Source organism: Pandoraea iniqua (genome assembly GCF_902459685.1).
Classification (GTDB): Bacteria; Pseudomonadota; Gammaproteobacteria; order Burkholderiales; family Burkholderiaceae; genus Pandoraea; species Pandoraea iniqua.
In genome coordinates, this window is the sequence record NZ_CABPSF010000004.1 from 140,643 (window position 1) to 154,788 (window position 14,146).

The 14,146-nt window shown below is 62.3% G+C and carries 11 protein-coding genes; 10 read left to right on the top strand and 1 reads right to left on the bottom strand.

Features of this window, described 5'->3' with window-relative positions:
- Window positions 1–74 precede the first annotated feature (74 nt).
- From carA to PIN31009_RS16380, 5 genes are all read left to right on the top strand, one after another.
- A complete protein-coding gene (gene carA, locus PIN31009_RS16360; protein WP_150684769.1) occupies window positions 75–1,220 on the top strand; it encodes a glutamine-hydrolyzing carbamoyl-phosphate synthase small subunit in 1,146 nt (381 codons plus the stop codon).
- A gap of 30 nt (window positions 1,221–1,250) precedes the next feature.
- Window positions 1,251–1,919, top strand: coding sequence for a leucine efflux protein LeuE (gene leuE / locus PIN31009_RS16365; protein WP_150790982.1), 669 nt, complete (start codon window positions 1,251–1,253; stop codon window positions 1,917–1,919).
- An 18-nt stretch (window positions 1,920–1,937) separates the two neighbouring features.
- Window positions 1,938–5,186: a carbamoyl-phosphate synthase large subunit gene (gene carB, locus PIN31009_RS16370; protein ID WP_150684767.1), complete on the top strand. Its 3,249-nt coding sequence runs from the start codon at window positions 1,938–1,940 to the stop codon at window positions 5,184–5,186.
- 298 nt (window positions 5,187–5,484) lie between these two features.
- Window positions 5,485–5,961: a transcription elongation factor GreA gene (greA, locus tag PIN31009_RS16375; RefSeq protein WP_058377905.1), complete on the top strand. Its 477-nt coding sequence runs from the start codon at window positions 5,485–5,487 to the stop codon at window positions 5,959–5,961.
- Entirely contained in the window at window positions 5,945–6,472 is a 528-nt protein-coding gene (locus tag PIN31009_RS16380; protein ID WP_150790983.1) for a DUF4149 domain-containing protein, read from the top strand. Before greA ends, PIN31009_RS16380 begins: the two co-directional genes overlap by 17 nt.
- 181 nt (window positions 6,473–6,653) lie before the next feature.
- Here the strand turns inward: PIN31009_RS16380 and PIN31009_RS16385 are convergent, their stop codons facing one another.
- Complete coding sequence (locus PIN31009_RS16385; RefSeq protein ID WP_150684765.1) at window positions 6,654–7,154, bottom strand: YhbY family RNA-binding protein; 501 nt, start codon at window positions 7,152–7,154, stop codon at window positions 6,654–6,656.
- Window positions 7,155–7,302: 148 nt separating this feature from the next.
- On the opposite strand from PIN31009_RS16385, the gene PIN31009_RS16390 reads away from it, so the two are divergent.
- The 5 genes from PIN31009_RS16390 (at window position 7,303) to pstS (ending at window position 14,126) form a co-directional block, all read left to right on the top strand.
- Entirely contained in the window at window positions 7,303–7,953 is a 651-nt protein-coding gene (locus PIN31009_RS16390) for an RlmE family RNA methyltransferase (protein ID WP_087686760.1), read from the top strand.
- Window positions 7,954–8,072: 119 nt separating this feature from the next.
- Window positions 8,073–9,947 carry an ATP-dependent zinc metalloprotease FtsH gene (gene ftsH / locus PIN31009_RS16395; RefSeq protein ID WP_058377909.1) on the top strand — a complete coding sequence of 625 codons (1,875 nt, stop codon included), beginning with the start codon at window positions 8,073–8,075 and terminating at the stop codon, window positions 9,945–9,947.
- 292 nt (window positions 9,948–10,239) lie between these two features.
- On the top strand, window positions 10,240–11,118 hold the full coding sequence (gene folP, locus PIN31009_RS16400) for a dihydropteroate synthase (protein ID WP_425495496.1): 879 nt from the start codon (window positions 10,240–10,242) through the stop codon (window positions 11,116–11,118).
- A gap of 200 nt (window positions 11,119–11,318) precedes the next feature.
- Window positions 11,319–12,662 (top strand): phosphoglucosamine mutase, encoded by a 1,344-nt coding sequence (glmM, locus tag PIN31009_RS16405; RefSeq protein ID WP_150684763.1) that lies wholly within the window; start codon window positions 11,319–11,321, stop codon window positions 12,660–12,662.
- A 429-nt stretch (window positions 12,663–13,091) separates the two neighbouring features.
- A complete protein-coding gene (pstS, locus tag PIN31009_RS16410) occupies window positions 13,092–14,126 on the top strand; it encodes a phosphate ABC transporter substrate-binding protein PstS (RefSeq protein WP_058377911.1) in 1,035 nt (344 codons plus the stop codon).
- Window positions 14,127–14,146: the final 20 nt, after the last annotated feature.

The window sequence follows — 14,146 nt, forward strand, 5'->3', positions numbered from 1 at the left end:
TCCGGGGCCCGCGCTGATGTCATCGCGGCGGACGATGGGGCTGGCAGCCGGGGTGAACCCTTCAGGAGTTTCCCGTGCTGCCGTCATTCCCACCCGCTATTCTCGCGCTCGCTGACGGCACGGTCTTTCGTGGGTACGCCATTGGCGCTGCCGGTCACACCATCGGCGAAGTCGTGTTCAACACGGCCATCACCGGCTATCAGGAAATCCTCACCGACCCCAGCTATGCGCGCCAGATCGTCACGTTGACGTATCCGCACATCGGCAACACGGGCGTCAACAGTGAAGACGTCGAAGCCACGAAAGTCCATGCCGCCGGCCTGATCATCAAGGATCTTCCGATCCTCGAATCGAATTTCCGCGCCGACAAAACCCTGTCGCAATATCTGAAAGACGAAGGCGTCGTTGCCATCGCCGGCCTCGACACGCGCCGACTCACGCGCATTCTGCGTGAGAAGGGCGCGCAGAACGGCTGCATCCTCGCCGGTGAAGAAGCCGACGAAGGCAAGGCCATCGCGCTCGCCCAGTCGTTCCCGGGTCTCGCCGGGATGGATCTCGCCAAGGTCGTCTCGACGACCGAGCGCTACTCCTGGACGCAGACGGAATGGCGTCTGGGCGAAGGCTACGGCGAGCAGAAGGACCCGCAGTTCCACGTGGTCGCCCTCGACTACGGCGTCAAGCGCAACATTCTGCGCATGCTCGCCGAGCGCGGCTGCAAGGTCACGGTGCTGCCGGCCCAAAGCACGGCTGACGACGTGTTCGCCCTGAACCCGGACGGCGTGTTCCTCTCGAACGGCCCCGGCGATCCGGAACCGTGCGATTACGCCATCGCCGCCACGAAGACGTTCCTCGAGCGCCGCATCCCGACGTTCGGCATCTGCCTCGGCCACCAGATCATGGGGCTGGCCGTCGGTGCGAAGACCCTCAAGATGAAGACCGGCCACCACGGCGCGAACCATCCGGTGAAGGATCTGGCCTCGGGCCGCGTGGTGATCACCTCGCAGAACCACGGTTTCGCAGTCGACGCAAACAGCCTGCCGGACAACGCACGCGTCTCGCACGTGTCGCTGTTCGACGGCACGCTGCAAGGCTTCGAGCTGACGGACCGCCCGGCATTCTGCTTCCAGGGTCACCCGGAAGCCTCGCCGGGCCCGCACGACATCGGCTATCTGTTCGACCGCTTCGTGCAGTCGATGGCCGACGCGAAACAGACCGCCTGAGCGCGACGAACGGATCAGGAAACACGCACCATGCTCGGAAACTCACTCGGCATCGTCAACCTCTGGACCTATCTGGCCGGAGTGGTGGTGGTCATTCTGCTGCCGGGGCCGAATTCGATCTATGTCCTCTCGGTCGCCGCCCAGCGCGGCGTTCGGCAAGGCTACGCGGGCGCCTGCGGGGTGTTCCTCGGCGACACGATCCTGATGGCCCTCGCGGCCGCCGGCGTCGCGTCGCTGCTGCACGCCCAGCCGGCACTGTTCTTCGTGGTGAAGTACTTCGGCGCCGCCTACCTGTGCTGGATGGGGTTCAACATGCTGCGCGGCGCCGTGAAGAACGTGCGTGCCGCGCGCGCGAATCCCGCCGCACCGGCGTTGCCCCCGATGCAGGTGGATGCCGACCGGCCGTTCCGGCGGGCACTGGTCATCAGCCTGCTCAATCCGAAGGCGATCCTGTTCTGCGTGTCGTTTTTCATCCAGTTTGTCGATCCGGGCTACGCCTGGCCGGCGCTGTCGTTTGCCGTGCTGGGCGTGATCGTGCAGACGTGTAGTTTCCTGTACCTGAGCACGCTGATCCTGGCCGGTTCCCGTCTGGCCGAGCACTTCCGGCGACGTCGCCGGTTGAGCGCCGGGGCGACCGGCGGCGTGGGCGCGCTGTTCGTCGGCTTCGGTGTGAAGCTCGCGACCGCGACGCTGAGTTAAATTTTTGTTGAGAACGTTATGCCAAAGCGCACAGACATTAAGAGCATCCTCATCATCGGCGCCGGCCCGATCATCATCGGTCAGGCATGCGAGTTCGATTATTCCGGCGCACAGGCCTGCAAGGCGCTGCGCGAGGAAGGCTACAAGGTCATCCTGATCAACAGCAACCCGGCGACGATCATGACCGACCCGGATACGGCCGATGTGACCTACATCGAACCGATCACCTGGGAAGTCGTCGAGCGCATCATCGCCAAGGAGCGCCCGGATGCCATTCTGCCGACCATGGGCGGCCAGACCGCGCTGAACTGCGCGCTCGACCTGCACAAGCATGGCGTGCTCGACAAGTACAAGGTCGAGCTGATCGGCGCCTCGCCGGAAGCCATCGACAAGGCGGAAGACCGTCTGAAGTTCAAGGACGCGATGACCAAGATCGGTCTCGGTTCTGCCAAGTCGGGCATCGCCCACTCGATGGAAGACGCGCTCGCCGTGCAGGCGCAGATCACCGCCGAAATCGGTGGCAGCGGCTACCCGATGGTGATTCGCCCGTCGTTCACGCTGGGCGGCTCGGGCGGCGGTATCGCCTACAACCGCGAAGAATTCGAAGAGATCTGCAAGCGCGGTCTCGACCTCTCGCCCACGCGCGAACTGCTCATCGAAGAGTCGCTGCTCGGCTGGAAGGAATACGAGATGGAAGTCGTGCGCGACCGCGCCGACAACTGCATCATCGTCTGCTCGATCGAAAACCTCGACCCGATGGGCGTGCACACCGGTGACTCGATCACGGTCGCACCGGCCCAGACGCTGACCGACAAGGAATACCAGCTGCTGCGTAACGCATCGCTGGCAGTGCTGCGCGAAATCGGCGTGGAGACGGGCGGCTCGAACGTCCAGTTCTCGATCAACCCGAAGGACGGCCGCATGGTCGTCATCGAAATGAACCCGCGCGTGTCGCGCTCGTCGGCCCTCGCCTCGAAGGCCACCGGTTTCCCGATCGCCAAGATCGCCGCCAAGCTGGCGGTCGGCTACACGCTCGATGAACTGCGCAACGAAATCACGGGCGGCGCCACGCCGGCCTCGTTCGAACCGACGATCGACTACGTCGTGACGAAGGTGCCGCGTTTCGCGTTCGAGAAATTCCGCGAAGCCGATGCCCGCCTGACGACGCAGATGAAGTCGGTCGGTGAAGTGATGGCGATTGGCCGGACGTTCCAGGAATCGTTCCAGAAAGCCATGCGCGGTCTGGAAGTCGGCGTGGACGGTCTGGACGAAAAGTCGACCGACCGCGACGAGATCGTGGCCGAGATCGGCGAGCCGGGCCCGGACCGTATCTGGTACGTGGGCGACGCGTTCCGTCTGGGCATGAGCCTCGAAGAGGTGTACGCCGAGACCGCCATCGACCCGTGGTTCCTCGCGCAACTCGAAGCCATCATCAAGAAGGAAAAGGCACTCGGCGGCCGTACGCTCGAGAGCCTGACCACCGAAGAACTGCGCTTCCTGAAGCAAAGCGGCTTCTCGGATCGCCGTCTGGCCAAGCTGCTCGGCACCGACCAGACCGCTGTGCGCAAGGCCCGTATCGCTCAGAACGTGCGTCCGGTCTACAAGCGCGTGGACACCTGCGCGGCTGAATTCTCGACCGACACCGCCTACATGTACTCGACCTACGAGGAAGAGTGCGAAGCCCAGCCGACCAACAAGAAGAAGGTCATGGTGCTCGGCGGCGGCCCGAACCGTATCGGTCAGGGTATCGAGTTCGACTACTGCTGCGTGCACGCAGCGCTGGCGTTGCGCGACGATGGTTACGAAACCATCATGGTCAACTGCAACCCGGAAACGGTGTCGACGGACTACGACACGTCGGATCGTCTGTACTTCGAACCGGTGACGCTCGAAGATGTGCTCGAAATCGTCGACCTCGAAAAGCCGGTCGGCGTGATCGTGCAGTACGGTGGTCAGACCCCGCTCAAGCTCGCCCTCGATCTCGAAGCGAACGGCGTGCCCATCGTCGGCACCAGCCCCGACATGATCGACGCGGCCGAAGACCGTGAGCGCTTCCAGAAGCTGCTGCACGATCTGGGCCTGCGTCAGCCGCCGAACCGCACCGCACGTGCGGAAGACGAAGCGCTCAAGCTGGCCGCCGAAATCGGCTACCCGCTGGTGGTGCGCCCGTCGTACGTGCTGGGTGGCCGCGCGATGGAAATCGTCCACGAGCCGCGTGATCTCGAGCGCTACATGCGCGAAGCCGTCAAGGTGAGCCACGACAGCCCGGTGCTGCTCGACCGCTTCCTCGACGACGCCATCGAATGCGACGTCGACTGCATCTCCGACGGCACGGACGTCTACATCGGCGGCGTGATGGAGCACATCGAACAAGCCGGCGTGCACTCGGGCGACTCGGCTTGCTCGCTGCCGCCGTACTCGCTGTCGGCCGAAACGGTCGCCGAACTCAAGCGTCAGACGGCTGCGATGGCCCGCGCGCTGAATGTGGTCGGCCTGATGAACGTGCAGTTCGCGATTCAGCAGGGCAACGGCGTCGACACGATCTACGTGCTCGAAGTGAACCCGCGTGCCTCGCGTACGGTGCCGTATGTCTCGAAGGCAACCGGCCGCCAGCTGGCCAAGATCGCCGCACGTGCGATGGTCGGTCAGACGCTCAAGGAGCAACGTGTGACGAGCGAAGTCTCGCCGCCGTACTTCAGCGTGAAGGAAGCGGTGTTCCCGTTCGTGAAGTTCCCGGGCGTCGACCCGGTGCTTGGACCGGAAATGCGCTCGACGGGTGAAGTGATGGGCGTGGGCCGCACGTTCGGCGAAGCGCTCTTCAAGTCGCAACTGGCAGCGGGCTCGCGCCTGCCGGCCTCGGGCACGGTGCTGCTCACGGTGAAGGATGCGGACAAGCCGCGTGCCGTCGAAGTGGCCCGCATGCTGCACGCACTCGGCTACCCGATCGTGGCAACGCGCGGTACGGCTGCGGCGATCGAAGCCGCCGGTATCCCGGTGCGCGTGGTCAACAAGGTGAAGGACGGCCGTCCGCACATTGTCGACATGATCAAGAACGGCGAGATCGCGCTGGTGTTCACCACGGTGGACGAAACCCGCACGGCCATTGCCGATTCGCGCTCGATCCGTATGTCGGCACAGGCGCACAAGGTCACGTATTACACGACGATCTCGGGTGCCCGTGCTGCCGTGGAAGGCCTGAAGTACTTGCAGAATCTGGAGGTCTACGACCTGCAAAGCCTGCACGCACTGCTGCCGGCCCAGGTCTGATCGGGGCAAGGTAACAGGGCGGATCTCCGGCGCGGTTCAGGCTGCGCCGGGGAAAGTCGCAAAAATGGCGCGTAGGCCGGGGAACCCATCCCCGGCCTACGCGCCAAATGCATTATGTGGTGCGGATTGCCGCGCGATTCGTCACCTGTCGAACTTCGACGCGTGACTGGATTGGCAGCTACGGCAAGTCTGCTACACTAACGCCATATAGGTGTCACAGCCGCGGTCAAGCGGCGTTCGCAAAAAGTGCGAATGCGGCTTTGCTGCGGCAATTTTTTTGTCTTTCGGAACAACGCGCATGAGTACCATTCCTCTGACCAAGCGGGGCGCCGAGCTGCTCAAGGATGAGCTGCACCGCCTGAAGACCATCGAACGTCCGGCCGTGATCATTGCGATCTCGGAAGCCCGTGCGCAAGGCGATCTGTCGGAAAATGCCGAATACGACGCCGCCAAGGAAAAGCAGGGTTTCATCGAAGGCCGTATTCAGGACCTCGAATCGAAGCTGTCTGCCGCGCAGATCATCGATCCGGCGGCACTTGATGCCGAAGGCCGTGTGGTCTTCGCCGCAACGGTCGAACTCGAAGATCTCGATAACGGCGGCACGGTGCTGTATCAAATCGTCGGCGACGACGAGGCTGACCTCGAGCACGGCAAGATTTCGGTGAGTTCGCCGATCGCGCGTGCGCTCATTGGCAAGCATGCAGGCGACGTGGCCGAAGTGCAGGCCCCGAGTGGCGTGCGTGAGTACGAGATCATCGATGTCCGCTACGTCTGATATGACGACCAGCGTGGCGTCGGCCAGCGGTGCGCCGCGACTGGAACGGCTGTTCCGGTTGGTGGCGACTGTCTGGTGCGGCAGCCAATGGGCGATCGGCTACATTGTCGCGCCCACACTGTTCACGGTGCTTGAGTCACGCATGGTGGCCGGCACGGTAGCAGGTCGACTGTTCCACACGCAGGCATGGCTGAGCCTCGTTTGCGGCGTGTTGCTGGTCTGGCTGGCGACGGCACTCGTGGCCCGCACAGCCGACGAACAGGCGGCGCGCCGTTATCGCGGCCTGCGCTGGCTGGCCGTGGCGATGATGGTCTGCGTGCTGATCAGCTCGTTTGCGTTACAGCCGTTCATGGCGCAACTGCGGGCGGCAGCCGAAGCCACGGGCGTCGAGATCGGGCAATCGCCGTATGCCGCGCGCTTTGGCATGCTGCACGGCATTTCGAGCGCCATCTATCTGTTGCAAAGTTTGCTGGGTGTGGCGCTGATCTGGCGCCAACCGGTGCGCGGCTAAATGCCGCAGGCGGCGAGGGCGGACGATTTCATCGATTGTTCGTCGTCGTTGCCCAATAAAAAACGCGCCCGACATTGTGCGGGCGCGTTGTTTTAGGGGCAGGTGGAATCGCGAAAACGAACCACCGTCCCGGTCAGACGCGAAGCGGGCTGAAATCCGCTTCGATCCGGAATGATCCGGATCAGTCGTTGCGTTGACGCTTGACGCTCGTCTGACGCTTCTTGGCTTTCTTGACGATACCGCCGGCCGTCATGCGCTCGTTACCGCGCACGGTCATCTTCTTGACGGCGGGGCGGCGCCCGGAGTGCGGGCTGTTCTTGACGACCGTCACGGTACGCGGTGCGCGACCCTTGACGGTGGTGCCGGTACCGCCGGAGCGTGCGCGAACCGGCGTTTCATCTTCGTCCGGGGTCGGGCGATACACCACGAGCAGTTTGCCGATGTGTTGTACCGGCGCTGCACCGAGTTGGTCGCAGATGGTTTCGTAAATGGCGATGCGTGCGTCGCGTTCGTCACCGAAGACACGCACCTTGATCAGTTCGTGGGCCTTCAGGGCGCCGTCGATTTCCTTGAGCACCGCTGGCGTCAAGCCGTCGGCGCCGATCAGAACGACAGGGTTCAGCGCATGGGCGGCGGAGCGCAGGTCGGCGCGTTGCGCCGGGGTCAGGGTCAAAGCAGACATAGAAGACAGACGAGAGACAAACGAGACAAACGAAGAGGAATGCGCCTGGGAGCGATCACCGGAGCACCTGCCACTGGCAAGTCCGACTCAGCATTTTGGGCGCGCAAGGGCGTATTATCCTGCAAATTCGCAGTGTTTTTGAAGAATTATGGCAAAAAACCGTTTCAGCCACGCCTGGCTGCACGATCACATCAACGATCCCTACGTCAAAATGGCGCAGCGAGAGGGCTATCGGGCCCGCGCAGCGTACAAACTCAAGGAAATCGATGAACAGGACCGGCTGATCAAGCCGGGCCACGTGATTGTCGACCTTGGCGCAACCCCTGGCAGCTGGAGCCAGTACGCCCGCAATAAGCTCGCAGCAGGTAAGCGGGCCGACGGCGGTATCGACGGCACGATCGTCGCGCTGGACATCCTCCCGATGGAGCCGATTGCCGATGTGACCTTCCTGCAAGGCGACTTCCGCGAGGACAGCGTGCTCGAACAGCTCGAAGAAATCGTCGGGGGCCGGAAAGTGGACCTTGTACTTTCCGACATGGCCCCCAATTTGTCAGGTGTCGCGGTGGCAGATGCGGCGCGGATCGAGCATCTTTGCGATCTCGCGCTGGATTTCTCTCAACGGCACTTGAAACCGGAAGGGGCGTTACTGGTCAAATGTTTCCACGGCAGCGGCTATAGCCAGATTGTCGAAAAATTCAAACGCCAGTTCAAAACCGTGGCGCCGCGCAAGCCCAAGGCGTCTCGCGACAAATCTTCCGAAACTTTCATTCTGGGTCGGGGTTTGAAAAATCCGGCTTGATGCCCGTCAAACCAGCGCTTTGGCGCTATGGTGGCGGTAAAGAATCACTATGGCGGTGCGCCTGCGAGTGGATTAGAATGAATTCCTGGCGCGAAGCGATTTCATGAAGGAGCAACGCTTTGAACAATAATATGTTTTCCAAAGCGGCGGTGTGGTTAGTCATCGCGCTGGTCTTGTTTACTGTTTTTAAACAGTTCGACAAGCCGCACGTCCAGGAGGGCGTGACGTACTCCCAGTTCATGGACGATGCCAAGAACGGCAAGATCAAGAACGTGATAGTGCAAGGGCGTAGCCTTCAGGTGACGCCGAGCGACGGCCAGAAATACACCATCGTGTCGCCGGGCGACATCTGGATGGTGGGCGATCTCATGAAATACGGCGTGCAAGTCTCGGGTAAAGCCGACGACGAGCCGAACGTGCTCATGTCCGCGCTGTATTACCTCGGACCAACGCTGCTGATCATCGGCTTCTGGTTCTTCATGATGCGACAGATGCAGGGCGGCGGTAAGGGCGGTGCCTTCTCCTTCGGCAAATCCCGCGCGCGTCTCATCGATGAAAATGCCAATCCGGTCACATTTGCGGACGTCGCCGGTTGCGACGAAGCCAAATATGAAGTCGGCGAACTGGTCGACTTCCTGAAAGATCCTCAGAAATTCCAGAAGTTGGGCGGTCGTATCCCGCGCGGCGTGCTGCTGGTCGGCCCGCCGGGGACCGGTAAGACGTTGCTCGCGCGCGCCATTGCCGGCGAAGCGAAGGTGCCGTTCTTCAGCATTTCTGGTTCGGACTTCGTTGAAATGTTCGTTGGCGTGGGCGCTGCCCGTGTTCGCGACATGTTCGAAAACGCCAAGAAGCAGTCGCCGTGTATCGTGTTCATCGACGAAATCGACGCGGTCGGCCGTCATCGTGGCGCCGGTATGGGCGGCGGTAACGACGAACGCGAACAGACGTTGAACCAGATGCTCGTCGAAATGGACGGCTTCGAAGCCAACTCGGGCGTCATCGTGATTGCCGCGACGAACCGTTCGGACGTGCTGGACAAGGCATTGCTGCGTCCGGGCCGTTTCGACCGTCAGGTCTACGTCGGTCTGCCGGATATCCGCGGCCGTGAGCAGATCCTGAAGGTGCACCTGCGCAAGGTGCCGATTTCGAACGACGTCGACGCTTCGGTGATCGCACGTGGCACGCCGGGTATGTCGGGCGCCGATCTGGCGAACCTCGTGAACGAAGCCGCGCTGTTTGCCGCACGCCGTAACAAGCGCATCGTCGAGATGCTCGACTTCGAAGACGCGAAGGACAAGATTTTCATGGGTCCGGAGCGCAAGTCGGCTGTCATGCGTGATGAAGAGCGCAAGGCGACCGCGTACCACGAGTCGGGTCACGCCGTGGTGGCGATGTCGCTACCGGGCGCCGATCCGGTGCACAAGGTGACGATCATTCCGCGCGGCTGGGCGCTGGGCGTGACGATGCAGTTGCCGGAGCACGACAAGTACTCGGAGTATCGCGACACGATGCTCGTGCAGATCGCCATGCTGTTTGGCGGCCGTGCAGCGGAAGAAGTGTTCCTGAACAAGATGTCGACGGGCGCTTCGAACGACTTCGAGCGCGCCACCAAGCTGGCTCGCGACATGGTGACCCGTTACGGTATGTCCGACGCACTGGGCCCGATGGTCTACGTCGATACCGAGCAGGACTCGATGTTTGGCCGGATGTCGGCCAAGTCGGTGTCGGAAGCCACGCAGCAAAAGGTCGACGCGGAAGTTCGCCGCATTCTGGACGAACAATACGCACTGGCCCGCAAGCTGCTGGAAGACAACCGCGACAAGGTCGAAACGATGACCCAAGCCCTGATGGACTGGGAAACGATCGACGCCGAACAGGTCAAGGACATCATGGAAGGGCGCCCGCCGCGTCCCCCGAAGAATGGTCCGTCGAGCGGTGGCGCGTCGGGTGGCAATCCGCCGCTCAAGCCGAGCAACACGCCGGCAACCGTCTGAGACAGTGGCCATTCGGTGCGTTGACCTTGACCGATAAGCAGTTCAGAAGTACCCAGCAGAAAGGCCGGCAAATTGCCGGCCTTTTTGCTTTGACACCCGTGAATATCCTCTGATGCGGCGTCCGATGAACGGATGTCAGGAATTCTGAAATTCCGTGTTACCGAGTGTTTCCGTGATCGATACGCAAAGTGAATCCGGTAACATTACGGCCATACACGATAAGTTCTTACCGAACCAAGAGTTTCGAATGTCCACCGAGCCGCTGCCTTCCCCCGTTTCCCCGTCCGACGACATGCCTCTCGCCGCTGCCGGTGATGCCGTGCCGCCCGCGAAGCCCGACACGCTGGCGTTGGGGCCGCGTTTTCGACTTGATGCACGGCGTGTGCATGTCATGGGCATTCTCAATGTCACACCCGACTCGTTCTCCGACGGCGGTAAATTTGCGGGCCGTGATGCCGCGTTGCGTCATGCCGAGCAACTGATCGCCGACGGCGCAGACATTCTCGATATCGGTGGAGAGTCCACGCGCCCGGGCGCCGAGGCGCTGCCCGAAGCCGCCGAACTCGACCGTGTCGTCCCAATTATTGAAGCGCTGCGCGACTGCGGCGTGCCGCTTTCCGTCGACACCTATAAGCCCGGGGTGATGCGCGCGGTGCTGGCTGCGGGCGCCGACATGATCAACGACATCTGGGGCTTCCAGCAGCCGGGTGCTGTCGACGCCGTACGCGACAGCGAGGCGGCACTGTGCATCATGCACATGCTGCACGACCCGAAAACCATGCAGGATGCGCCGATTTACACCGATGTCGTGACCGAGGTGGCGGCGTTTCTCGACGGCCGCGTCGATGCCATGATGTCCGCAGGTGTTGCGCCGGAACGTCTCTATCTCGATCCGGGATTCGGCTTTGGCAAGAATCTTGCGCATAATCTCGCCTTGCTCAAACACCTGCGTGTGCTCTCTCGCGACGGTTTGCCCTTGCTGGTCGGTATGTCGCGCAAGCGCATGCTGGGGGAAATCACCGGCCGGCAGACGCCGATGGAGCGTCAGGTGGCGAGCGTGGCCGCCGCGATGTGCGCCGCCGATCGCGGCGCAGCAATCGTGCGGGTCCACGACGTGGCGGAAACGGTCGACGCGCTCAAAGTGTGGCACGCCGTGCGCGACGCCGAGTAATATCGCGGACTTGCTGGCGATCCCGTTGCCGTTGGTGGAAGCTGCCGTCAGGGGACGCGACGGGGACGTCACTGGTCGAAAATGTCAGCTAGCGCAAACGTCGCCCGCCGACGAAAATCGGACATAGCGAAAGCCATAGAAAAGAAGCGCGCGTCAGGGCCATCGATGGTCGTGACGCGTCAACAGGGAATGATGCAACGATGAAACGACGCTATTTTGGCACCGACGGGATTCGCGGCACGGTGGGCGAAGGGCCCATTACGCCGGAGTTCGTGCTTCGATTGGGGTACGCGGCGGGCCGCGTGCTGGCCGGTAACCAGTTACTGGGCCGCCCCACTGTGCTGATCGGCAAGGACACGCGTGTTTCGGGCTACATGCTCGAAGCCGCGCTCGAAGCGGGTTTTGCCGCCGCCGGTGTCGACACGATGATGGCCGGCCCGATGCCCACGCCCGCCGTAGCGTACCTGACCCGCGCGCTGCGTCTGGCCGCCGGCGTGGTGATCAGTGCCTCGCACAACCCATATCACGACAACGGCATCAAGTTCTTCTCGGCCAACGGCAACAAGCTGCCGGACGAGACCGAACTGCAAATCGAGGCCGAGCTCGATAACCCGATGAGCTGCGTGCGCTCCGAGCAGTTGGGCAAGGCCCGCCGTCTGGACGACGCCGCCGGGCGTTACATCGAATTCTGCAAAAGTACGTTCCCGAACGAGTTCGACCTGCGTGGCGTGAAGATCGTGGTCGATTGCGCGAACGGCGCGGCGTATCACATCGCCCCGCACGTGTTCCATGAACTGGGCGCGGAAGTCATTGCCATCGGCAATCAGCCGAATGGCTTCAACATCAACGAAGACTGCGGCGCTACCTCGCCCGACGCGCTCATGCGTGCGGTGCGTGCCAATCATGCCGATATCGGTGTGGCGCTGGACGGCGACGCCGACCGCGTGCAGATCGTTGACGGCGCTGGCCGCCTCTATAACGGCGACGAGTTGCTCTATCTGCTGGTCAAGGATCGTCTGGAACACGGGACTGTCCCGGGCGCTGTGGGCACCTTGATGACCAACATGGCCGTGGAAGTGGCGCTCAAGGAACTGGGCGTGCCGTTCGTACGGGCCAAGGTCGGCGATCGCTACGTGCTGGAGCAACTCTACAAGCACGGCTGGCAAATCGGTGCGGAAGGCTCGGGCCACATTCTTTGCCTCGACAAGCACACGACCGGTGACGGTATCGTCTCGGCACTGCAAGTCCTCGCGGCCATTCGCCGTGCCGACAACAAACCGCTGGCGAAGCTGCTCGAAGGCGTGCGCCTGTTCCCGCAGCACATGATCAATGTCCGCACACCGGTCGGCTACGACTGGCTGGCCGATACGCGTCTGGCCGCCGAGCGCGACGCCATCGAGGCGAAGCTGGGCGATTCGGGCCGTGTCCTGATTCGTGCGTCGGGCACCGAGCCGGTGTTGCGCGTGATGGTCGAAGCCCGCGACGAGTCGCAGGCGACGTCGTTCGCTCAACAACTGGCCAACATCGTGAAGTCGGCGACCTAAGTCCGCCGTTGAACGGCGACACTCGCCGTTCCGAAATCAGCGTTACTGTCACCGCCGCCGGCGCCAAATCATCGGCACCGGCGGCGGCAGCACAAACCTTCCCAAGCCGGGATGCCTCCATGTGCACTGTCACATTTGTGACAGCCTGCCGTCCGTCGTAAGACCAATTCCGACAGTGTCACGGTAATGACACATCCCCTCGATCTCCTCGTTAAGCGCGTCGTTCCGTCGTAGGAAAGCTCCGAAACCCTTGCTGGTATTGGGTTTCATGAAAACGTCATCGACGCTGCGCAGTGTGTCAAATGTGACATTCCCGGGGCGGTGATATGACAGTCAGATGGTGAATATCCGGAAATGACACATGATTGTCACATTCGGACTCTATTCTTCGAGCCATCCACACGCTGTACACACCACTCGGAGAAATCCATGAAGCTGATGAAGACTGCGATTGCCGGCCTGGCTGGCGCACTGTTCGCCGCTGGCGCGATTGCGGGCGAAATTACCGGCGCCGGTAGCACGTTTGCGGCCCCCATCTACACGAAGTGGGCCGATTCGTACCAAAAGGCGACCTCGAACAAGGTCAACTACCAAGGTATCGGCTCCTCGGGCGGCATCAAGCAAATTCAGGCCAAGACCGTCGATTTCGCCGGTTCGGACGCCCCGCTGACGGACGAAGAACTGGCCAAGCAGGGCCTGTTCCAGTTCCCGACGGTGGTCGGCGGCATCGTGCCGGTGATCAACGTTCCGGGCGTGAAGCCGGGCGAACTGGTGTTGTCGGGTGAACTGCTCGGCGACATCTATCTGGGCAAGATCAAGAAGTGGAACGACCCGGCCATCGCCAAGCTGAACCCGAAGGTCAAGCTGCCGGATACCGACATCGCCGTGGTTCGCCGCGCCGACGGTTCGGGCACGAGCTTCGTGTTCACGAACTACCTGTCGAAGGTCAACGCCGAATGGAAGAGCAAGGTTGGCGAAGGCACGACGGTGAACTGGCCGACGGGTACGGGCGGTAAGGGCAACGACGGCGTCGCCGCCTTCGTGCAACGTCTGCCGGGCGCTATCGGCTACGTGGAATCGGCCTACGCCAAGCAGAACAAGCTGACGTACACGGCCCTGACCAACGCCGCTGGCAAGGTTGTCGAGCCGAACGCCGAAACGTTCAAGACGGCTGCCGGTCACGCCGAATGGTCGAAGACGTTCTACCAGATCCTGACGAACGAGCCGGGCGAAAAGTCGTGGCCGATCGTGGCTGCCACGTTCGTGCTGCTGCACCAGAAGGCTGACGCCGGCAAGGAAGCGCAAAGCGCCGAAGTGCTGAAGTTCTTCGACTGGTCGTTCAAGAACGGCAACCAGACCGCGACGGAACTGGACTACATTCCGCTGCCGGAAGATGTCCTGAAGCAAATCCGCGCCGGCTGGAAGGCGAAGGTGGCCGATTCGGCCAACAAGGCTGGCATCTAAGACGCCTGCCCGGCACCGTG